Source organism: Saccharothrix lopnurensis (genome assembly GCF_042658445.1).
Taxonomy (GTDB): Bacteria; Actinomycetota; Actinomycetes; order Mycobacteriales; family Pseudonocardiaceae; genus Actinosynnema; species Actinosynnema lopnurensis.
In genome coordinates this window covers 58,353-78,943 of the sequence record NZ_JBHSQO010000022.1, presented here as the reverse complement: position 1 = coordinate 78,943, position 20,591 = coordinate 58,353, and the positions used below count along the sequence as shown (strand labels likewise).

General features: G+C 75.2%; 21 protein-coding genes. 10 read left to right on the top strand and 11 right to left on the bottom strand.

The window, feature by feature from the left end:
- The first annotated feature begins 63 nt into the window (after window positions 1-63).
- The 7 genes from ACFP3R_RS21580 (at window position 64) to ACFP3R_RS21550 (ending at window position 6,738) form a co-directional block, all read left to right on the top strand.
- The gene (locus ACFP3R_RS21580; RefSeq protein ID WP_380638169.1) at window positions 64-555 is read left to right on the top strand and encodes a (2Fe-2S)-binding protein; all 492 of its coding nucleotides are present in this window, start codon (window positions 64-66) and stop codon (window positions 553-555) included.
- The gene (locus tag ACFP3R_RS21575) at window positions 552-3,038 is read left to right on the top strand and encodes a xanthine dehydrogenase family protein molybdopterin-binding subunit (protein ID WP_380638168.1); all 2,487 of its coding nucleotides are present in this window, start codon (window positions 552-554) and stop codon (window positions 3,036-3,038) included. The genes ACFP3R_RS21580 and ACFP3R_RS21575 overlap by 4 nt, the downstream gene beginning before the upstream one ends.
- Window positions 3,035-3,901, top strand: a complete 867-nt coding sequence (locus tag ACFP3R_RS21570; protein WP_380638167.1) for an FAD binding domain-containing protein — start codon at window positions 3,035-3,037, stop codon at window positions 3,899-3,901. The genes ACFP3R_RS21575 and ACFP3R_RS21570 overlap by 4 nt, the downstream gene beginning before the upstream one ends.
- Window positions 3,898-4,518 (top strand): SRPBCC family protein, encoded by a 621-nt coding sequence (locus ACFP3R_RS21565; RefSeq protein ID WP_380638166.1) that lies wholly within the window; start codon window positions 3,898-3,900, stop codon window positions 4,516-4,518. The genes ACFP3R_RS21570 and ACFP3R_RS21565 overlap by 4 nt, the downstream gene beginning before the upstream one ends.
- Before the next feature lie 68 nt (window positions 4,519-4,586).
- Window positions 4,587-5,612 (top strand): CapA family protein, encoded by a 1,026-nt coding sequence (locus ACFP3R_RS21560; protein WP_380638165.1) that lies wholly within the window; start codon window positions 4,587-4,589, stop codon window positions 5,610-5,612.
- Between the two features lie 90 nt (window positions 5,613-5,702).
- Window positions 5,703-6,362 carry a DUF433 domain-containing protein gene (locus tag ACFP3R_RS21555; RefSeq protein WP_380638164.1) on the top strand — a complete coding sequence of 220 codons (660 nt, stop codon included), beginning with the start codon at window positions 5,703-5,705 and terminating at the stop codon, window positions 6,360-6,362.
- Entirely contained in the window at window positions 6,349-6,738 is a 390-nt protein-coding gene (locus ACFP3R_RS21550) for a PIN-like domain-containing protein (RefSeq protein ID WP_380638163.1), read from the top strand. Before ACFP3R_RS21555 ends, ACFP3R_RS21550 begins: the two co-directional genes overlap by 14 nt.
- A 60-nt stretch (window positions 6,739-6,798) precedes the next feature.
- On the opposite strand, the gene ACFP3R_RS21545 is transcribed toward ACFP3R_RS21550, so the two are convergent.
- From ACFP3R_RS21545 to ACFP3R_RS21515, 7 genes are all read right to left on the bottom strand, one after another.
- Window positions 6,799-7,755: an o-succinylbenzoate synthase gene (locus ACFP3R_RS21545; protein WP_380638162.1), complete on the bottom strand. Its 957-nt coding sequence runs from the start codon at window positions 7,753-7,755 to the stop codon at window positions 6,799-6,801.
- A 10-nt stretch (window positions 7,756-7,765) separates the two neighbouring features.
- Window positions 7,766-8,491, bottom strand: coding sequence for a hypothetical protein (locus ACFP3R_RS21540; RefSeq protein ID WP_380638161.1), 726 nt, complete (start codon window positions 8,489-8,491; stop codon window positions 7,766-7,768).
- Between the two features lie 100 nt (window positions 8,492-8,591).
- Window positions 8,592-10,253, bottom strand: coding sequence for a DNA repair helicase XPB (locus ACFP3R_RS21535; protein ID WP_380638160.1), 1,662 nt, complete (start codon window positions 10,251-10,253; stop codon window positions 8,592-8,594).
- A gap of 80 nt (window positions 10,254-10,333) precedes the next feature.
- Window positions 10,334-10,888: a hypothetical protein gene (locus ACFP3R_RS21530; protein WP_380638159.1), complete on the bottom strand. Its 555-nt coding sequence runs from the start codon at window positions 10,886-10,888 to the stop codon at window positions 10,334-10,336.
- A gap of 405 nt (window positions 10,889-11,293) precedes the next feature.
- Window positions 11,294-12,154 carry a metal ABC transporter permease gene (locus ACFP3R_RS21525; RefSeq protein ID WP_380638158.1) on the bottom strand — a complete coding sequence of 287 codons (861 nt, stop codon included), beginning with the start codon at window positions 12,152-12,154 and terminating at the stop codon, window positions 11,294-11,296.
- Entirely contained in the window at window positions 12,151-12,888 is a 738-nt protein-coding gene (locus ACFP3R_RS21520; RefSeq protein ID WP_380638157.1) for a metal ABC transporter ATP-binding protein, read from the bottom strand. The genes ACFP3R_RS21525 and ACFP3R_RS21520 overlap by 4 nt, the downstream gene beginning before the upstream one ends.
- Window positions 12,885-13,790 carry a metal ABC transporter substrate-binding protein gene (locus ACFP3R_RS21515; RefSeq protein WP_380638156.1) on the bottom strand — a complete coding sequence of 302 codons (906 nt, stop codon included), beginning with the start codon at window positions 13,788-13,790 and terminating at the stop codon, window positions 12,885-12,887. Before ACFP3R_RS21515 ends, ACFP3R_RS21520 begins: the two co-directional genes overlap by 4 nt.
- A 344-nt stretch (window positions 13,791-14,134) precedes the next feature.
- Between ACFP3R_RS21515 and ACFP3R_RS21510 the strand changes: the two genes are divergently transcribed.
- Window positions 14,135-14,374 (top strand): hypothetical protein, encoded by a 240-nt coding sequence (locus tag ACFP3R_RS21510; RefSeq protein WP_380638155.1) that lies wholly within the window; start codon window positions 14,135-14,137, stop codon window positions 14,372-14,374.
- Window positions 14,375-14,487: 113 nt separating this feature from the next.
- On the opposite strand, the gene ACFP3R_RS21505 is transcribed toward ACFP3R_RS21510, so the two are convergent.
- Together ACFP3R_RS21505 and ACFP3R_RS21500 are read right to left on the bottom strand one after the other, a co-directional pair.
- Window positions 14,488-15,765, bottom strand: a complete 1,278-nt coding sequence (locus tag ACFP3R_RS21505) for an RNA polymerase sigma factor (protein WP_380638209.1) — start codon at window positions 15,763-15,765, stop codon at window positions 14,488-14,490.
- Between the two features lie 14 nt (window positions 15,766-15,779).
- On the bottom strand, window positions 15,780-16,199 hold the full coding sequence (locus ACFP3R_RS21500) for a YciI family protein (RefSeq protein ID WP_380638154.1): 420 nt from the start codon (window positions 16,197-16,199) through the stop codon (window positions 15,780-15,782).
- A 240-nt stretch (window positions 16,200-16,439) separates the two neighbouring features.
- Between ACFP3R_RS21500 and ACFP3R_RS21495 the strand changes: the two genes are divergently transcribed.
- Window positions 16,440-17,936, top strand: a complete 1,497-nt coding sequence (locus ACFP3R_RS21495; protein WP_380638153.1) for a serine/threonine-protein kinase — start codon at window positions 16,440-16,442, stop codon at window positions 17,934-17,936.
- Window positions 17,937-18,003: 67 nt separating this feature from the next.
- Here the strand turns inward: ACFP3R_RS21495 and ACFP3R_RS21490 are convergent, their stop codons facing one another.
- The gene (locus ACFP3R_RS21490; RefSeq protein ID WP_380638152.1) at window positions 18,004-19,482 is read right to left on the bottom strand and encodes a SulP family inorganic anion transporter; all 1,479 of its coding nucleotides are present in this window, start codon (window positions 19,480-19,482) and stop codon (window positions 18,004-18,006) included.
- Window positions 19,483-19,846: 364 nt separating this feature from the next.
- Between ACFP3R_RS21490 and ACFP3R_RS21485 the strand changes: the two genes are divergently transcribed.
- The gene (locus tag ACFP3R_RS21485; protein WP_380638151.1) at window positions 19,847-20,209 is read left to right on the top strand and encodes a DUF2203 domain-containing protein; all 363 of its coding nucleotides are present in this window, start codon (window positions 19,847-19,849) and stop codon (window positions 20,207-20,209) included.
- Between the two features lie 7 nt (window positions 20,210-20,216).
- Here ACFP3R_RS21485 and ACFP3R_RS21480 read toward each other — a convergent pair whose 3' ends face one another.
- Complete coding sequence (locus ACFP3R_RS21480; RefSeq protein ID WP_380638150.1) at window positions 20,217-20,531, bottom strand: hypothetical protein; 315 nt, start codon at window positions 20,529-20,531, stop codon at window positions 20,217-20,219.
- Window positions 20,532-20,591 lie beyond the last annotated feature (60 nt).

The following is a 20,591-nucleotide window of genomic DNA, read 5'->3' as shown; positions in this document are numbered from 1 at the left end:
CCGGCGCGGCCACCGGTAGCAGGCTCGGTGTGACCCCCATCACCACCAGCGTTGGGAGTGTTCATGCGGATCACCGTCACCGTGGACGGGGTGGCCTACAGCGACGAGGTCGAACCCCGCACGCTGCTGGTCCACCACCTGCGGGAACGACTCGGCAAGACCGGCACGGTCGTCGGCTGCGACACCGGCAACTGCGGGGCCTGCACCGTCCACCTCGACGGCCGGAGCGTGAAGTCGTGCGCCGTGCTCGCGGTGCAGGCGGACGGCCGCGAGGTGACCACCGTCGAGGGCCTGGCCCGCGAGGGGCGACCGCACCCGGTCCAGCAGGCGTTCCACGACAACCACGCGCTCCAGTGCGGGTTCTGCACCCCCGGCATGATCATGCAGGCGGTCGACCTGCTGGCCGAGGACCCCGACCCCGACGAGGACGCCGTGCGGCACGGCCTGGAGGGCAACCTCTGCCGCTGCACCGGCTACCAGAACATCGTCAGCGCGGTGCGCGACGCGGCCTCCCGGATGAACACCGCCCGGACCGACGCGGGTGGTGGGGCATGACCGCCACCGCCGAGCACGGGTCCGGAGCCGGGTCCGGGGCAGGGTCCGGGGCAGGGTCCGGTGAGATCGGCCGGGCGCGCCGCCGCAAGGAGGACGCCCGCCTGATCACCGGCGCGACCCGGTGGACCGACAACATCCAATTACCCGGGATGCTGCACCTCGCGGTCCTGCGCAGCCCCGTGGCGCACGCCCGGATCACCTCGGTCGACGTCGCCGCCGCAAGCCGGATGCCCGGCGTGCTCGCCGTGTTCACCGGCCGCGACCTGGCCGACGAGCAGGGCAGCCTGCCGTGCGCGTGGCCGATCACCGAGGACATCCTCATCCCGCCCGCGCCCCCGCTGGCCGTGGACGAGGTCAACTTCGCGGGCGAGGCCGTCGCGCTGGTCGTGGCCCGCGGCGCGGCCGAGGCCCAGGACGCGCTGGCCGAGGTCGACGTGGACTACGAGGACCTGCCGGTCGTGCTCGACCTGGTGACCGCGGTCGCCGAGGACGCCGACGTCGTCCACGCCGACCTGGGCACGAACACCTGCGCCACCTGGGTGTTCGACTCCGCCGCGGCCGGCACCGGCGAGGACGTCGACCGGGTGATCGAGGAGGCCGAGGTCGTCCTCCGGCGCACGTTCCGCCAGCAGCGCCTGATCCCCGCGTTCATGGAGCCCCGCTCGGTGGTGGTGGACCCGGCGCCGGACTCGTTCACCGTGTGGTCGTCCACCCAGGTGCCGCACATCCTGCGCTGGATGCTGGCCGCCGTGACCGGCATCCCCGAGCAGCGGCTCCGGGTGATCGCGCCGGACGTCGGCGGCGGTTTCGGCGGCAAGCTCCAGGTCACGCCCGAGGAGGTGCTGACCCTGCTGGTCGCCCGCCGCCTGGGCAAGCCGGTGAAGTGGACCGAGACGCGCACCGAGTCGATGCTCTCCGCCCACCACGGCCGCGACCAGGTGCAGCGCCTGACCCTGGCCGCCCGCCGCGACGGCACCGTCACCGGGCTCAAGGTGGACCTGCTCGCCGACATGGGGGCCTACCTGCGCCTGGTCACGCCGGGCGTGCCGATCCTGGGCGCGTTCATGTTCAACGCCATCTACAAGTTCGCCGCCTACCGCTTCACCTGCACCAACGTGTTCACCAACAAGGTGCCGACCGACGCCTACCGCGGCGCGGGCCGCCCCGAGGCCACCTTCGCCATCGAGCGGCTGCTGGACGAGCTGGCCGCCGAGCTGGGCCGGGACCCGCTGGAGCTGCGCGAGCAGAACTGGATCCGGCACGACGAGTTCCCGTTCACCACGGTCGCCGGCCTGACCTACGACACCGGGAACTACGAGGCCGCCACCGCCCGCGCGAAGGAGCTGTTCGACTACGGCGCGCTGCGCGCCGAGCAGGCGCGGCGGCGCGCGGCGGGCGACCCGGTGCAGCTGGGCCTCGGCGTCTCCACCTACACCGAGATGTGCGGGCTCGCGCCGTCCCGCGTGCTCGGCGCGCTGCGGTACGCGGCGGGCGGCTGGGAGCACGCGGCGATCCGGGTGCTGCCCACCGGCAAGGTCGAGCTGATCACCGGCACCTCCCCGCACGGCCAGGGCCACGTGACGGCGTGGAGCCAGATCGTCGCCGACCGGCTCGGCGTGGCGTTCGAGGACGTCGAGGTGCTGCACGGCGACACCCGCGTGGCCCACCGCGGCATGGACAGCTACGGCTCCCGGTCGCTGGCCGTCGGCGGCACCGCGGTCGTGCTGGCCGCGGACCGGGTGCTGGCCAAGGCCCGGACCGTGGCCGCGCACCTGCTGGAGGCCGCGGAGGACGACGTCGAGTTCGCGAACGGCGCGTTCACCGTGCGCGGCACCTCCGGCGCCTCGGCCACGACCACCTTCGGCGACGTGGTGGTGGCCGCGCACGTCGCCCACGACCTGCCCGAGGGCGTGGAGCCGGGCCTCGACGCCGAGGCCACCTTCGACCCGGACAACTTCTCCTACCCGCACGGCACCCACCTGTGCGCGGCCGAGGTCGACACCGAGACCGGCGCGGTGCGGCTCCGCTCGTACGTGTGCGTGGACGACGTCGGCAAGGTGGTCAACCCGCTGATCGTCGAGGGCCAGGTGCACGGCGGCCTGGCGCAGGGCATCGCCCAGGCCCTGTTCGAGGAGGCCGTGCACGACGAGCACGGCACCCTGACCACCGCCACCCTCGCCGACTACCTGCTGCCCTCCGCGGTGGACCTGCCGCACTTCACCACCGACCGCACCGAGACCCCGGCGGCGTCCAACCCGCTGGGCGTGAAGGGCGTCGGCGAGGCGGGCACCATCGCGTCCACCCCGGCCGTGGTCAACGCGGTCGTGGACGCGGTGCGGCACCTGGGCGTGACCGACGTGGAGATGCCCTGCACGCCGATGCGGGTGTGGCGGGCGATCCACCACCGGGAGACCGACGTGCCCACCACCCCCGGCGCGGGCGGCGGACTCGGCTCCCTCGACGCGAGCGGAGGTGCGCGGTGATCCCGGCGGCGTTCGACTACGTCGCGCCCACCACGGTCGAGCAGGCCGTGCGGGCGCTGGCCGAGGGCGGCGAGGACGCCAAGGCGATGGCCGGCGGGCAGAGCCTCATCCCGGTGCTGCGGATGCGGCTGGCCGCGCCCACCCTGGTGGTCGACCTGTCCCGGGTGGCCGGGCTGGGAGGCGTGCGCGACGAGGGCGACTCGCTGCTGATCGGCGCCCTGACCACGCACCACGAGCTCCAGCGCGACCCGCTGGTCAACGGGCACGCCCGGCTGCTGCGCCTGGCCGCCGACACCGTCGCCGACCCGCAGGTCCGGCACCGGGGCACGCTCGGCGGCTCGCTCGCCCACGCCGACCCGGCCGGCGACCTGCCCGCGCCCGTCCTGGCGCTGGACGCGGTCCTGGTGTGCACGGGCCCCGGCGGCACGCGCGAGGTGCCCGCGGCGGAGTTCTTCGTCGACCACTTCACCACCGCCCTGGCGCCGGACGAGCTGCTGACGCACGTGCGCGTGCCGAAGACGACCGGCTGGGGCGCGCGCTACGAGAAGTTCAACCGGGTCGCCCAGGCGTGGTCGATCGTGGGCGTCGCCGCCGCGGTCGAGGTCGTCGACGGGGTGGTCCGGCGGGCCCGGGTGGCGCTGACCAACATGGGGCCGACCCCGGTGCGGGCCCGCGGCGTGGAGGAGGAGCTGGTCGGGCGGTCCGCCGGGGCCGGGACGATCGCCGCCGCGGCCGAGCGCGCCGCCGAGGGCGCGGACCCGCCGGTGGACGGCGACGCCGACGCCGGGTACCGGTCCCACCTGGCCCGCGTGCTGACCCGGCGCGCGGTGACCGCGGCGGTGGGTGCGGCGGTGGAGGGGTGAGGCTGGAGCACCGGTTCACCGTGCCCGCGCCGGTGCCCGAGGTGTGGGCGGCGCTGCTCGACCCCGGGAAGGTCGCGCCGTGCCTGCCCGGGGCCACCCTCACCGGCGTGGACGGGCGGCGGTTCACCGGCACCGTCAAGGTCAGGCTCGGGCCCGTCACCCTGCTCTACAAGGGCGCCGGCGAGTTCACCTCGGTCGACGAGCGCGTGCACGCCGCCGTGCTCAAGGCCACCGGCAAGGACACCAGGGGCAACGGCACCGCCTCCGCCACCGTGTCGGTCGCGCTGACCCCCGGCGAGGCGGGCACCGAGGTCACCGTGGTCACCGACCTGGCCGTCACCGGCCGCCCCGCCCAGCTCGGGCGCAACCTGATCGGGGAGGTCAGCGGCAAGGTGGTGGCCGAGTTCGCCGAACACCTGGCGACGCGGCTCGCGCCGGCGGAAGCTGAGGAGGTGACTACCCAGGAGAGCCGGCCCCACCTGCGGGCGGTGCCGGACGAGCCCCTCGACCTGATCGACACCGCCGGCGTGCCCGTGCTCAAGCGGGTGCTGCCGGTCGTGGTCGGCGCGGTGGCGCTGGTGCTGCTGGTCCGCGGCCTGCGCGGGCGGCACCGCTGAACGCGCGCGGCAGGCGGCTGGCCCTCGGGCTGGTCGCCTGCACCGCCGTGGCCTGCACCGGGTCCCCCGTGGTGCTCACCACCCCCCGGCCGACCCCGACCACGACGTCCTCGGCCGCGCCCGAGCCGCCGTCGTTCACCCTGGCGGCGGGCGGGGACATCCTGATCCACCCGGCGCTGACCGAGCAGGCCGACCGGGACGGCGCGCGCGACTTCGTGCCCCTGCTGGACGGCCTGCGGCGGGCCGTCGACGCCGACGTGTCGTTCTGCCACCTGGAGACGCCGCTGTCCGCGCCCGGCGCGCCCACCTACGGCTACCCGGCGTTCAGCGCGCCGCCCGAGGTCGCGGCGGCGCTGAAGGACATCGGCTACGACAGCTGCTCCACCGCGTCCAACCACACCCTCGACCGGGGCGCGCCCGCGATCAGGACCACGCTGGACGTGATGGACGCGGCGGGGCTGCGGCACACCGGGTCGTTCCGCTCGCCGGAGGAGGCCGCGACGCCGCTGCTGCTGGACGTCGGCGGCGTCAAGGTCGGGCACATCGCGTTCACCTACGGCTTCAACGGCATCCCGCTGCCGCAGCCGTGGATGGCCAACCGGCTGACCACCGAGGGCGTGCTGGAGGCGGCGCGGGCGGCCCGCTCGGCGGGCGCCGAGGTCGTGGTGGCCAGCCTGCACTGGGGCACCGAGTACCAGCACGAGGCCACCCCGCAGCAGCGCGAGACGGCGCGGGCGGTGCTGGCCGACCCGGCCGTGGACCTGATCATCGGCACCCACGTGCACGCCGTGCAGCCGATCGAGCGGATCGGCGGCAAGTGGGTCGTCTACGGCATGGGCAACGAGGTGGCGCGCCACTCCGAGCCGCGCGGCACCACCGAGGAGGGCATCGTCACCCGGTTCCGGTTCGTCAAGGGCCCCGACGGCTGGGCCGTCCGGGAGGCGTCCTACGTGCCGACCCTGGTCGAGTTCGGCCCGCCGATCCGCGTGGTCGACCTGACCCGCGTGCCCGCCACCGCGCGCCGCACCGAGGCCCTGGCCCGGACCGACGGGGTGGTGCGGAGCCTGGGCGCGGACATCACCCACCCGTCCTGACCGCCCCCGGGACCGCCGGTCCACCCGTTCGCCCGATCGGTGGCGTCCCCGCCGCCGTACGATTTCGACGATCAGGCCGGAGGAGGTGACGTGGTGGTCGACAGGTTCCGCGATCCGTTGCTGACCGCGAAGGAGACCGCCAGGCACCTGCTCATCCCGAGGTCGACCCTGCACCACTGGCTGGCCGAGGAGGCGGCCGGCGCGCCCCTGGTGCACCAGGTCGCCCCGGAGCGCCGGGGTTCGCCCTCGGTCCCCTTCGTGGCGGTGGTCGAGGCGTACGTGCTGCGCTCCCTCCGGGACCTCGGCCTCGGCAAGCGGAAGATCAGGGAGGCCGCGGCGGCGGTGCGCGGCGAGTTCGGCACCGACTACGGCCTCGCCACCAAGCAGATCGCCACCGACGGGATCGACATCTTCCTGCACTACGCCGACGGCGACCTGGCCCGCCTGGGCGACAGGCAACGCCCGATCAGGGAAGTGCTCGGCGGCTACCTCCGCCACATCACCTGGGAGGGCGACGACGACTTCCCCTCGTCGCTGCGGCTGCGCCAGTACCCGGACATCGCGCCGGTGGTCATAGACCCCCGGTTCGGGTGGGGCGCCCCGATCATCCAGCAGAACCGCGTCCCGGTGGACGCGGTCGTCAAGATGTGGCTCGCCGGGGATTCGCTGAGGGACGTCGCGTACGAGTACGACCTGGAGCCCGACCAGGTCGAGGCGATCTGCAGGTCTGCCCAGCGTGTCGCGGCCTGAGTTCTTCCTCGACCGGGGACTGGGCCGAGGTGTCGCCGACGGCCTGCGCGAACTCGACTGGTCGGTGCACCGCATCACCGACCACTTCCCGGATGACGCGCAGTGCGTCGCGGACGAGGAGTGGCTCGCCTACGGTCTGGAACGCGGCTGGGTCCCGTTGTGCAAGGACGGTCGGATCAAGGGCCGCAACCACGAGCGCGAACCGCTCGTGGTGCACTCCGCGGTGCTCTTCTACCTGAACAACCAGCAGCTCCGCCGGGACCAGATGGTCGACCGCTTCCGGTGCTCCCGTCCGGCGATCGACCGCGCCGTGGAGAGGGGCGGCCCGGCCGTCTACGCCATCGGGGAGTCCGGCATCCGCCGGACGTGGCCCTGACCGAGCCGGCCGACCACCCGGTCCCGCGAGTCGAACGCCCAGGACCACCGTGTCGAACGCTCAGGACCCCCGAGTTCCACGGTCGAGCAACCCCCGGACCCGGTCGAGCCGGTCGAGCCAGCGGGCGGTCGTCCCCTCGTCCGCGGCGAACCCGGCGAACCGGTCGGGCTCCGGGGCCTTCGCCGGCACCGGCAGCCAGCCGTCCACCGGGCGCAGCGGGTCGGTCGACACGTCCCCGTCCAGCAGGGACAGGGTGCCCAGGCCGCACGCGAAGTCCAGCTCGGGCAGCGCCCCGGCCAGCGCCAGCCCGGCCGCCAGGCCCACCGACGACTCCACCGCCGACGACACCACGCACGGCAGGCCGCACGCCTCGGCCACGGCCAGCGCCCGCCGCACCCCGCCCAGCGGCGCGACCTTGATCACCGCCACGTCCGCCGCGCCCGCCACGGCCACCCGCAGCGGGTCCTCGGCCCGCCGGATGGACTCGTCGGCGGCCACCCGCACGTCCACCCGCCTGCGCACGGCCGCCAGCTCCTCCACCGACGGGCACGGCTGCTCCACGTACTCCAGGCCGCCCGCCGCGCGGTCCAGCTCGCGGACGGCGGCCACGGCGGTGTCCACGTCCCACGCCGCGTTGGCGTCGACCCTGATCGCGCCGGACGGGCCCAGGGCGTCGCGCACCGCCGCGACCCGCTCCAGGTCGTCGCGCAGCGGCGTGCCCGGATCGGCGACCTTGACCTTGGCGGTCGAGCAGCCGGAGCCGGCCACGATCGCGTGCGCGCGGTCGGGGGGGACGACCGGGACCGTGCAGTTCACCGGTACCCGGGTGCGGACCGGCGCGGGCCAGCCCCGTTCGGCCGACTCCAGCGCGCACGCCAGCCACGGCGCGGACTCGGCGTCGGAGTAGTCCTCGAAGGCGCAGAACTCGCCCCACCCGGCGGAGCCCTCCAGCAGCACGCCGTGGCGCACCGCGATGCCCCGGAACCGGTTGCGCATCGGGATCGAGTAGACCAGCACCCGGAGCATCCTAGAGCGGGTCGAGGGACGCCACGCGGCGCAGCGCGCTGTCCGACAGGTCCGGGTCGAGCTCCTCGGAGAGGACGCGCAGGGCGTCGGCGAACCGGTCCACGCGCCGGTCCAGCCCGCCCAGCTCCCGGGTCTCCTCGGCCAGCTCGCCGGCCAGCCCGGGGCGGTTCGCGACCCGGCGCAGGGACTCCCGGGCGGCCTGCGAGTCGCGCAGGGCCACCAGGGCCCGCCACAGCTGGTGCTCGACGCGCGCCACCCACCTGGCGTCCAGGCCGCGCACGGTGTCGAAGTGCCCGCACATCCGGGTCGCGCGCCGCCGCTGCTCCGGGTCGGTGAACTGGAGGACGTGCACGACGTCGGTCGCCGGGGCCGCCCGCGCCAGCCGCCGGTCGTCGACGCGCACGGGGAGGGCCGCGGCCAGTCCCACGACGAGCACCGGCGCGCACGCCAGGCCCACCGACCACCACGGCGACGGGCCGAGCACCGCCAACGCCCCGGTCGACAGCGCGGCGGGGACCAGCAGGGCCCGCGCCCGCGCCCGCCGGACCCGCCCCCGGACGGCCCGCGCGGTCGGCGCGCGGTCCGCCCCCGGACGCCACATCCACCAGCCGGGCACCGGCGTCGACGAGGTCACCGGCGCGCTCAGCGGGCCGTCGGGCGGGCCGGGCCGGACCCCAGGGCCCGCCCGCGACCGCCGGCGACCGGGCGGTGGGCCGATCCGCGCCACCGGTGCTCCACGTCGATCACAGGTCCCTCACCGTCCTCGTCGACCAGCCGGGGAGGGGGAAGTGTCCCGGCTCGTCCCCCCGGCCCCGCGACCGGGTCGGCTAGCCGACCTCGGGGAGCTTCGGGCCCAGCAGGTCGTCGGCGTCCACGATCCGGTAGGCGTAGCCCTGCTCGGCCAGGAAGCGCTGGCGGTGGGCGGCGTAGTCCGTGTCCAGGGTGTCGCGGGACACGACCGAGTAGAAGTGGGCCTGCCTGCCGTCGCCCTTGGGGCGCAGCAGCCGGCCCAGGCGCTGGGCCTCCTCCTGCCGCGACCCGAACGTGCCCGACACCTGCACGGCCACCGACGCCTCGGGCAGGTCGATGGAGAAGTTCGCCACCTTCGACACCACCAGCGTGCCCAGCTCGCCGCGCCGGAAGGCGTCGAACAGGGCCTCGCGCTCCTTGGTCTTCGTCGAACCCTGGATCACCGGCGCGTCCAGGGCCTCGCCCAGGGACTCCAGCTGGTCCAGGTACGCGCCGATCACCAGGGTCGGCTCGCCGGGGTGCCGGTCCAGGATCGACCTGACCACGGGCAGCTTGGTGCGGGCCGTGGCGCAGAGCTTGTAGCGCTCCTCCGGCTCTGCCGTGGCGTACTCCATGCGCTCGTTGTCGGTCAGGGTCACCCGGACCTCGGTGCACTCGGCGGGCGCGATCCAGCCCTGGGCCTCGATGTCGCGCCACGGCACGTCGTAGCGCTTGGGCCCGATGAGCGAGAACACGTCGCCCTCCTGGCCGTCCTCGCGCACCAGCGTGGCGGTGAGGCCGAGGCGGCGGCGGGACTGGAGGTCGGCGGTCATCCGGAACACCGGGGCGGGCAGCAGGTGGACCTCGTCGTAGACGATCAGGCCCCAGTCGCGCGAGTCGAACAGCTCCAGGTGCTTGTACTCGCCCTTCGACCTGCGGGTGATCACCTGGTAGGTGGCGATGGTGACCGGGCGGATCTCCTTGCGCTCGCCCGAGTACTCGCCGATCTCCTCCTCGGTCAGGGAGGTGCGCGCGATCAGCTCGCGCTTCCACTGGCGCCCGGCCACCGTGTTGGTGACCAGGATGAGCGTCGTCGCCCCCGCCTCGGCCATGGCCGCCGCGCCGACCAGCGTCTTGCCCGCGCCGCACGGCAGCACGACCACGCCCGAGCCGCCCGCCCGGAACGCCTGCGCGGCCCGGCGCTGGTAGTCGCGCAGCTGCCAGCCGTCCTCCTCCAGCGCGATGGGGTGCGCCTCGCCGTCGACGTACCCGGCCAGGTCCTCGGCCGGCCAGCCGATCTTGAGCAGCAGCTGCTTGAGCCGGCCGCGCTCGCTCGGGTGCACCACCACGGTGTCGTCGTCGATGCGCGCGCCCAGCATGGGCTTGACCTTCTTGTGGCGCATCACCTCCTCCAGCACCGCGCGGTCCACCGAGGCGAGCGTCAGCCCGTGCGCCGGGTGGTTGGCCAGCTGGAGGCGGCCGAAGCGGCCCATGGTGTCGACCACGTCCACCAGCAGCGGCTGCGGCACCGGGTAGCGGGAGAAGCGGACCAGGGCGTCCACGACCTGCTCGGCGTCGTGGCCGGCGGCGCGGGCGTTCCACAGCGCCAGCGGGGTGACCCGGTAGGTGTGGACGTGCTCGGGTGCCCGCTCCAGCTCGGCGAAGGGCGCGATGGAGGTGCGGGCCTCGTCCGACAGCGGGTGGTCGACCTCCAGCAGGAGGGTCTTGTCCGACTGGACGATCAAGGGGCCGTCGGTCACTGGTGCGCACTCCCGTCGATTGGGTACCTCCAGTGTGCCCACCACGTGCAAGTCCGGTGCCCGACCGCGTGTGCGCCTGGTCACGGCCCTGGGGATACCTTCTGGGTCGTCACGCGCACCCGTCCAGCGAGGATGATCATGAGCAACGAGCCGAACCAGCCCGCCGAGGACGCGCCGAAGCCCACCCCGGCCGGGTCGTCCTCGCCGAAGGCGCCCGGCGCGCCCGGTGGACCGACCGCGCCGCACGTGCCGCCGGCCGACGCCGAGCGCATCGCCGCCTCCGAGGCCGCCGCCGCGACCGCCCGGGAGCCCGAGCTGACGACCCCGGCGTCCACCGGCCTCGGCTCGGGGACCGGTGAGCTCGGGACCACCCCGGAGGCGGGCGCGGGCGCGCGCGAGCAGCCGGTCGCCGGCAACGAGCCCGCCACGCCCGCCGGCCCCGCGGCCGTCACCGGCGCCCGTCCCGTGCCCTCCGCCGACCCGGTCGCCACCGGGGTGGACGAGCCGGCCCCCGCGTCCCCGGCCGCCGACGAGCCCTCGACCGGGGGACGGGCGACCCCCCCGTCCGCGGTCGGCGGGTCGGGCGGCGCCGGGCCCGCCCGGGCCCCCCGCGGCCGGGGGGGGGGGGGGGGCACGCGCGGCGCGTGGGGGGAGAGGCCGGCCAGGCGACGAGCGCGGCGGCCAGCGGGACCGCGGCGGCCGCGGCGACGGCCCCGGCCCGGACGGCGCGCGGTCGGGGGGTGCGCGACCCGGGGGCACGCGGGCCAGGGGCCCGGGTACCGGGGGGCTGCTCCGGTGTGCTCATGCCAACTCCACTTCCCAGCGATTTCCGGCAGGACGGACCGAGCATTTCTTCGGCGGTTTCCTGCCGGATGCTAGGAGGGCGCGCGACACGCGGTCAACGACGGATTTCAGGGGTGCCGGCCGGTATTCGATTCGAATTCATCGAACGACCAGGTCAACGGCGCTTTTCCGATCGCCTGGGAACAGCCCCTGGTCACGGTTGTGAACACATCACGGATGTGAACGAATTCGGACCGTCAGGCCGCCGTCCGCCGGTTCGCCGCGATTCGCCGACCGAGCAGGCCGTGCCGCGGCGCGAAAAGGTGGGCCAGCAGGAACAGCCCGCCCTGCACCAGCACCACCATGCCGCCCGAGGCGGTGTTCAGGTGGTAGCTCAGGTACAGCCCGAGCACCGCCGCGCCGACCGACACGGCCGGGGCGATCACGAGCATCCGCCCGAACCGGTCGGTGAGCAGGTGGGCGGTCGCGCCCGGGATGACCAGCATCGCCACCACCAGCACCACGCCGACCACCTGGAGCGCCACCACGCAGGTCAGCGCCAGCAGGCCGAGCAGGGCCGCGCCGAGCAGGCGCGGGTTGAGGCCGATGGCGTGGGCGTGCACCGGGTCGAAGGCGTAGAGGGTGAAGTCCCGGCGCTTGAGCAGCAGCGCGACCAGCACGAGCGCGCCGAGCGCGGCGATCTGGGCGAGGTCGGCGCGGGCGACGCCGAGCAGGTTGCCGAACACGACGTGGTTGAGGTCGGTCTGGCTGGGCGTCACCGAGATCAGCACCAGCCCGAGGGCGAACAGCGTGGTGAACACGATGCCGATCGCCGCGTCCTCCTTGACCCGGCCGCCGTCGCGGACCACGCCGATGAGCGCGACCCCGAGGAACCCGAACACCACCGCGCCCAGCGCGAACGGCGCGCCGAGGACGTGGGCCAGCACCACGCCCGGCAGCACGGCGTGCGACACCGCGTCACCCATCAGGGACCAGCCGATGAGCACCAGCCAGCACGACAGCACCGCGCACACGGCGGCGGCGACCACCGCGGCCGCGAGCGCCCGGACCACGAACCCGTAGCCCAGGGGCTCCACCAGCAGCTCGTACGGGGTCACGTCGTCTCCTCGCGGGCGGTCACGTCGAGCACGAACGCGCGGACCAGGTTCTCCGGCCTGAGCACCTCGTGCGACCGGCCGTGCACCAGGACCCGGCGCATCAGCAGCACCGCCTCGTCGGCCAGGGCGGGCAGGCCGTGCAGGTCGTGGGTGGACACCAGGACCGCCGCGCCGTCCGCGGCCAGTTCCCGCAGCAGCCGCGTGATCGTGCCCTCCGAGCGCTTGTCCACGCCCGCGAACGGCTCGTCCAGCAGCAGCACGCGGGCCTCCTGCGCGATGCCCCGGGCCACGAACGCCCGCTTGCGCTGCCCGCCCGACAGCCGGCCGATCTGCCGGTCCGCCAGGTCGGTGAGGCCGACCCGGTCCAGCGCCCGGTCGACGGCCTCGTGGTCGGCGCGGCCCGGACGGCGGGTGAAGCCCAGCCGGCCGTGCCGCCCGGTCATGACCACGTCCCGCACCGACACCGGGAACGCCCAATCCACCGCCTCGCTCTGCGGCACGTAGGCCAGCACGCCGGAGCGCCGCGCCCGCAGCGGCGGGCCGCCCCGGACCCGGACCGCGCCGCGGTCCGGCCGCACCAGGCCGGTGATCGCCTTGAACAGCGTGGACTTGCCCGACCCGTTCACGCCCACCAGCCCGCACACCCGGCCGGTGGCCAGCGACAGGGTGACGCGGTCCAGGGCGAGCACGTCGCCGTAGCGGACGGTCACGTCGTCCACCTCGACCGCGTTCACCGGGGGTCCCGGGTCAGCGCGGCGGCGATGGTCCGGGCGTCGTGGCGCACCAGGTCCAGGTAGGTCGGCACGGGACCGTCCGGTGTGGACAGGGAGTCGACGTGGAGCACACCGCCGAAGGCGGCCCCGGTGGCGGCGACGACCTGCCGCATCGGGGCGTCGGACACGGTGGACTCGCAGAACACCGCGGGCACCGCGTGGGCGCGCACGAACTCGATCACCCCGGCGACCTGCCGCGGCGTCGCCTGCTGCTCGGCGTTGACCGCCCACAGGTAGCGCTCGGTCAGCCCGGCGTCGCGCGCCAGGTAGGAGAACGCGCCCTCGCAGGTCACCAGCGCCCGCTTGCCCTCGGGCAGCACCGCCAGCGCCGCCACCAGGTCGTCGTGCACCCGTTGCAGCTCGCCCCGGTAGCGCTCGCCGTTGGCCCGGAAGTCCGCCGCGTGCTGCGGCGCCAGCGCGGCGAACGCCTCGACCAGGTTGTCCACGTAGGTCCGGACGTTGAGCGGCGACATCCACGCGTGCGGGTTCGGCTCGCCGGCGTAGGCGTCCTCGGCGATCGGCACGGGCGCCACGCCCTCGCCCGCCACCACGTGCGGCGCGTCGACCTCGGCGACGAAGCGGGCGAACCACGCCTCCAGGCCGAGCCCGTTGTCCACCACCAGGTCGGCCGCGGCGGCTTTCTTGACGTCGTCGGGGGTCGGTTCGTAGCCGTGGACCTCCGCGCCGGGCTTGGTGATCGACTCGACCCGCAGGTGCCCGCCCGCGACGACGCCGGCGATGTCGGCCAGCACCGTGAACGTGGTCAGCACCACCGGCCGGTCGTCCCGCGCGGTGGCGGCCGGCGCGCCGCAGCCGCCGGTGAGCAGCGCGACCGCGCCGATGACGCCGATCAGCTTCGTCATGGTCGGGACCGTAAGCCCGGGTCCGTTCGGCCGGCGGGTCGTGCACCGAAAAGCGCAGCGCCGCTACCTCTTCCGGCCCACCCCGGCCGGGGGCGGCGCGAACGCTGCGCAGCCGTCCGGCCCCCGGCTGGGCCGGCCGGGGACGACCGCAGGCCAACCCCAACCCGACCTGTGCTCCTCCCAGCCGGGGGCGCCGTCCCCGGGAACGGGAGGGAGACCACGACCAGGACGAAGCTCGCCGCGGTGGTCGCGCTCGCCGCGGGACCGGCGCTGCTCGGCACGGGCACGGCGACCGCCGACGCCGGCGGCACGGTGGCGCTGTCCGGGAGCTCGGCACGCGGTTCGTGTTCGACGACTCGGTGGAGGTGCAGACCGGCCCGGGGTGCCGGCACCCGTCCGCGGCCGACCCGACCCTGGTGGAGTGCGACGACTCCGGCGTCACGACCGTCGTGGTCTACGCGGGTGGCGGCGGCGCGGCCCACCTGGTCGGCGGGCACCCCGGTCGAGCGGCCCGGCTGATCGGCTTCGCCGACGCGCCGCGCGAGCCGCACGGCATCCCGGTGCGCGACGCCGGGGAGGGGTGAGGTTCGGAGGCGTGAGGCTGGAGGGGTGAGGCTGGAGGGGTGAAGCCCGGCGCGGTCAGGCCCGACCCGGTGGGACCCCGTGGGGAACCGAGGTCCCACCGGGTCCCCCGCGCTCAGCCCAGAGCGGCGATCTTGCCCCTCAGCACCGCCCGCTCGCGCTCGTTACCGCACAGCTCCACGGCACGGGCCAGTTCGGCACGCGCCTCCTCCGCCCGCCCCAACCGGGTGAGCAGCTCCCCGCGCACGCTCGGCAGCAGGTGCGACCCGGCCAGCGCCCCGCCGGCCGCCAGCTCGTCCACCACCGGCAGCGCCGCGGCCGGCCCCCGCGCCATGGACACCGCCACCGCCCGGTTGAGGTCGACCACCGGGGACGGCGCGAGCCGGCCGAGCGCCTCGTAGAGCAGCACGACCCGCTCCCAGTCCGTCGCCCCGACCGAGGGCGCCACGGCGTGGCACTCGGCGATGGCCGCCTGGAGGCCGTAGGCGCCCAAACCCCGCCCGACCCGCTCCGCGCGGACCAGGGCGGCCCGGCCCCGGACGATCGCGGCGCGGTCCCAGCGGCGGCGGTCCTGGTGCTCCAGCAGCACCGGTTCGCCGTCCGGGCCGGTGCGGGCGGGGAACCGCGCGGCGGTCAGCTCCAGCAGCGCCAGCAGGCCGTGCACCTCCGGCTCGTCCGGCACCAGGCGGGCCAGCACGCGGGCCAGGCGCTGGGCCTCACCGGCCAGGTCGAACCGGATCAGGTCGTCACCGGAGCTGGCCGAGGAGCCCTCGGTGAAGATCAGGTAGACCACGCTGAGCACCGACCCGAGCCGGGCGGCGCGCTCGTCGGCGGGCGGCACCGCGAACGGGACCCGGGCCGCGCCGAGGGTCTTCTTGGCCCGGGTGATCCTGGCCTGCACGGTCGCGGTCGGGACCAGGAACGCCTTGGCGATCTCGTCGCTGGTCAGGCCGCCGACCACGCGCAGGGTCAGGGCGACCCTCGCCTCCCGCGACAGCACCGGGTGGCAGGCGGTGAAGACCAGCGCGAGCACGTCGTCGTCGATCCGGTCCGGGTCCCACACCACGTCCTCCTCCCGGTCGGGGGGCGGGCCGCCCGAGGCGACGCCGCCCTCGCCCAGGTCACGGGCGAGGACGGCGTACTTCCGGTCCCGGGTGGCACGCCTGCGGAACGCGTCGACCGCGCGCCGCCGGCCCACGGTGAGCAGCCACCCCGCCGGGTTGCGGGGCACGCCCTCGCGCGGCCAGGTCACCAGCGCCTCGGCCAGCGCCTCCTGGGCGAGGTCTTCGGCCAGCGCGAAGTCGCCGGTGCAGCGCGCGAGCGCGCCGACGATCCGCGCCGACTCGATCCGCCAGACGGCGGCGACGGCCCTGCGACCCGTGGGGTCCGACATGCCCGCGGCCCCGCTCAGAGCTGGCCGGTGGCTTCCCGCCACGCCCGCTCCTTCGCGATCCACTCGTTGTCCTGCGGGAACTCGTCGATCGTGCTCACCCGGCGGATCTCGGTCTTGAAGCCCGGACCACCCATGGGCATCCGCTTGGCCCACTCGACGGCCTCCTCCTTCGAGGCCACGTTGAGGAGGTAGAAGCCGCCGAACAGCTCCTTGGTCTCGCCGTACGGGCCGTCGGTGACCACGGGCGCCTCGGCGGAGTAGTCGACCACCACGCCCTCGGCGCTGTCGGCCAACCCCTCGGCCGCGACCAGCACACCGGCCCTGATCAGCTCGTCGTTGAACCTGCCGACCGTCTCCAACATGGCGTCGAAGTCGACGCCGCCCATCTTCTCGTAAGCCTCGTCGGTCGCGCGCATGATCAGCATGTACTTCACGGTCTTCGTCTCCCTGGCTGTTCGGGCCGCTCCGGTGGACCCTCTCATCCCCAGGTCGAACGGGCGGGGCACCCGATCGACACACCCGCCAAAAATCTTTTCCGGGAAATCCGCGGCGCGCCACGAAGCCCGTGCGCTGCCCCCGGGGCCCCTTGGTCCCCGGCGGTCGCGGTGGCGGCTCCGACCGACCGGGGCCCGTTAGGGTGCTCACCGCACGGGACGTGGGGGACGGAGGAGCCGGTGACGGACGTAGGGCGCCTGGTCGCCGGTCGCTACCGGATTCGCGCGCGGCTCGGCGCGGGCGCGATGGGCGTGGTGTGGCAGGCGTTCGACGAGCGCCTGGGCCGGGTGGTGGCGCTCAAGCAGCTGGTGGTGCCCGAGGGCGTCGACGCGGGCGAGGCGGTGGCGCGGGCGGCCCGCGAGGGACGCATCGCGGCGCGGCTGCACCACCCGAACGCGATCACCGTCCACGACGTCGTCGAGGAGGACGGCAGGCCCGTGCTGGTCATGGAGCACCTGCCGTCGCGGTCGCTGGCCGAGCTGGGCGTGCTGGGGCCGGACCGGGCCGCCCGGGTGGGCGCCCAGGTCGCCTCCGCGCTGGCCGCCGCGCACGCGGCCGGGATCGTGCACCGCGACGTCAAGCCCGGCAACGTGCTCATCACCGCCGACGGCACCGCCAAGATCAGCGATTTCGGCATCGCGCGAGCGGTGGGCGACGTCGCGGTCACCCGGACCGGGCTGCTCGCGGGCACGCCCGCGTTCCTGTCCCCCGAGGTCGCCCGCGGTGCGGAGCCGGGGCCCGCGTCCGACGTGTTCTCGCTCGGCGCGACGCTGTACGCGGCGGTCGAGGGCAGGCCGCCGTTCGGGGACGGGGCCAACGCCATCGCCTTGCTGCACACCGTGGCCTCGGGGAGGTTCGCGCCGCCCGCGCACGCCGGGCCGCTGACCGGGCTGCTGATGGACCTGCTGCGCACGGAACCCGGCGACCGGCCGACCATGGCGCAGGTGGCCGAGCGGCTTCGGGTCGGGCCGCTGCCCCGGACCCGGCTGGACCTCGCGGTCCCGCCGGTCGGGCCGGTCCCGCCCGACGGGAGAGCCGGGTCGGGCCGGTGGGACGCGCCGGGCGGGAGGGCCGGGACGGTCCCGCCGGTCGGGAGGGTCTCGCCGGACGGCCGGAACGGACAGGACGCGCGGGGTGGGCGGGTGCTGCCGATCGCGTTGGCCGTGCTGGTGGTGGTCGGGGCGGTGGTCGCCGTGGTGGTGGCGACCCGCGGCGACGACGGCGACCGGGCGGCCGCCCCCACCGGCAGCGCGCCGGCGGGCGGCAGCGCGCCCCGGACCACCACGACGACGACCACGACCACCACCACGACCACCGCCCCGGAGGTCGCCCTGGAGCAGGTCGTCGCGGACTACTACGCGCTGCTGCCGGACCGGGTCGACCAGGCGTGGGAGATGCTGGGGCCGGGCGCGCGGGGGCAGGGGAAGCCCCGCTTCGAGAAGGCGTGGCGCGACGTGGAGGACCTCACCGTCGTCGCCACGCCCGTGGTGAGCGGACCGGGCGCGGTCACCCTCGCCATCGCCTACACCGACGGCTCCCACCGGATCACCGAGACGCGCCGCCACCGGGTCGTCGTGCGCGACGGCACGCCGCTGATCGAGTCGGACGAGGTCGTGCAGTCCGAGCGGGCCGACCGGAAGAAGCGCCGCGGGGACGAGGACGACGAGGGCGGCTGAGGGCGGCCCGGCGCACCCCGCGGCGCGCACCCTCGGCACACCCGGCAGCACCCTCTCAGCGGCTCCCTCAGCGGCTCCCGCCCAGCTCACCGCTGAGGGTGCGGTGGATGCTCGCGCTCTGCTCGTTCAGGCCGGTGATCTCCACGGTCTTGCCCCGCCGCCGGTACCGATCCTCGATCGCGTCCAGCGCGGCGACCGACGAGGCGTCCCAGACGTGGGCCGCGGACAGGTCGATCACCACCCGGTCCGGGTCGCCCGCGTAGTCGAACCGCGTGACCAGGTCGTTGGAGGAGGCGAAGAACAGCGCGCCGGTCACCGAGTAGACCACGGCGCCGCCGTCGGGGTCGGTGACCGCCGTGACGTCGGCCAGGCGCGCCACCCGCCGGGCGAAGACGACCGCCGCGGTGACCACGCCGAGCACCACGCCGATCGCGAGGTTGTGGGTGGCCACCACGCAGGCGACGGTCACGACCATGACGGTGATCTCGCCGGCCGGCATCCGCTTGAGCGTCCGGGGCGCGACGGAGTGCCAGTCGAAGGTCGTCACCGACACCACGACCATCACGGCGACCAGGGCGGCCATCGGGATGTCGGACACGACCGGGCCGAACACCACGCACAGCACCATCAGGAACACGCCGGACAGGAACGTCGACAGCCTGGTCCGCGCGCCCGACACCTTCACGTTGATCATGGTCTGGCCGATCATGGCGCAGCCGCCCATGCCGCCGAAGAAGCCGGTGACCACGTTGGCCACCCCCTGGCCGATCGACTCGCGCGTCTTGTTCGACGGGGTGTCCGTGATCTCGTCGACGAGCTTGGCGGTCATCAGCGACTCCATCAGCCCGACCAGGGCCACGGCCAGGGCGTAGGGCGCGATGGTCGCGAACGTGGCCGCGGTCAGCGGCACGTCCGGCAGTGCGGGCACGGGCAGCGACGAGGGCAGCTCGCCCCGGTCGCCCACGGTCGGCACGGCGATGCCCGCGCCGACCGTGATGGCGGTCAGCGCGACGATCGACACCAGGGGCGCCGGGACGGCGGTGGTCAGCCTCGGCAGCAGCACCAGCAGCACCAGGCCGCCCAGCAGCAGCGGGTAGACCGCCCACGGCACGCCGCGCACCTCGGGCACCTGCGACACGAACACCAGGATCGCCAGCGAGTTGACGAAGCCGACCATGACCGAGCGCGGGATGAACCGCATCAGCCCCGCCACGCCCAGCGCCCCGAGCGCGACCTGGAACACGCCGGCCAGCACGACGGTCGCGAGCAGGTGGTCCATGCCGTGGTCGCGGTAGACCGGGGCGATGACCAGGGCGACCGCGCCGGTGGCGGCGGAGATCATCGCCGGGCGGCCGCCGACGACCGAGATCACCACGGCCATGGTGAACGACGCGAACAGCCCCACCGCCGGGTCGACGCCCACGATGATCGAGAACGAGATGGACTCGGGGATCAGCGCGAGCCCGACCACCAGGCCGGCCAGCACCTCGGTGCGCAGGGTCTTCGGGGACAGGCGGACACCGCGCGGCAGCGCGAGGGGGAACACACGGGGCAAGGGAGGACCTGTCGTGCTCGGGGCGCGCCGGGGTGGTCGGGGTCGCGCCGGGGTGCGTGCGGCCTGCGGGACGAGGGGGTCTTCAGCGCCGGGTCGTCACGGCGGCGAGGGGGCCGGGGTGGTGTGCACGGTGCTCCCGGGTGCTTTCCGGCCAGGAGCGACGCCGACCCCGACTTCGGTGCGCCGGCGCGGGTGCCGGCCGGGAAGAGCCTACCCGCGGACGGCGGCGGAGCCGGTGTGGATCGGCCCACAGGGCTCCGGGCACGCGTCGCGCGGAGCGATTCCGGGTACCCGGTGTGGTGATCGCCGGCGGCGCGAGGAGCCCGGGTCGGACGCCCGCCGGTAGGCTGATCGGGTGGGTTTGTTCAGCGTGCCCGAGGCGCGGGAGGAGCTGGCGAGGCTCCGGCCGGTGCTGGCGGAGATCGTCGGGGTGCGCGCCGACGCGGCGGAGCTGGCCGCGTCGCTGAGGGAGGGCGGTCGCGGGACGGACCTCGGCGGGTTGCCGGAGTTCAAGGCCGCCCAGGCCCGGTTGGACGACCTGCTGGCCGGCGTGCAGGCGACCGGCGCCGAGCTGAAGGGCTTCGCCCCGCTGCTGGTGGACTTCCCGGCCGACCTGGACGGCGTGCCCGTGCTGCTGTGCTGGCTGGAGGGCGACGAGGGCCTGGACTGGTACCACCGGGCCGACCTGGGCTTCGCGGGGCGCCGCCGGCTGCCGTGACCGGGGCTCACCCCTCCGGGCCTGACTCCCCCGGGCCCGATTCCCCCGGACCCGATTCCCAGCGCTCCCGGCGCTCCTCGGCGTCCTGCTCCCACCACGGCGTGCCGCGCTCACCCAGCGCCACCTTCGCCGCGTGCACGCGCCCCCGCGCCCGCGCCTCGGCCTCCGCGTCGCCAGCCCGCAGCGCCGCGCCGACGTCGCGGCGGGCCGCCATCAGGGCCCGTCGCAACCGCGCCGCCACGTCCTCCGGGATCTCCGGGTCGGTGGCGCGCCACCGCCTGCCGTTGATCACCACGTAACGACCGTCCGGGGTCCGCTCCACCCCACCAGCATCGCCCGGCCGGCCCCGGCCCGCAGCCGGGGCGGGCGACATCAGCTCCCG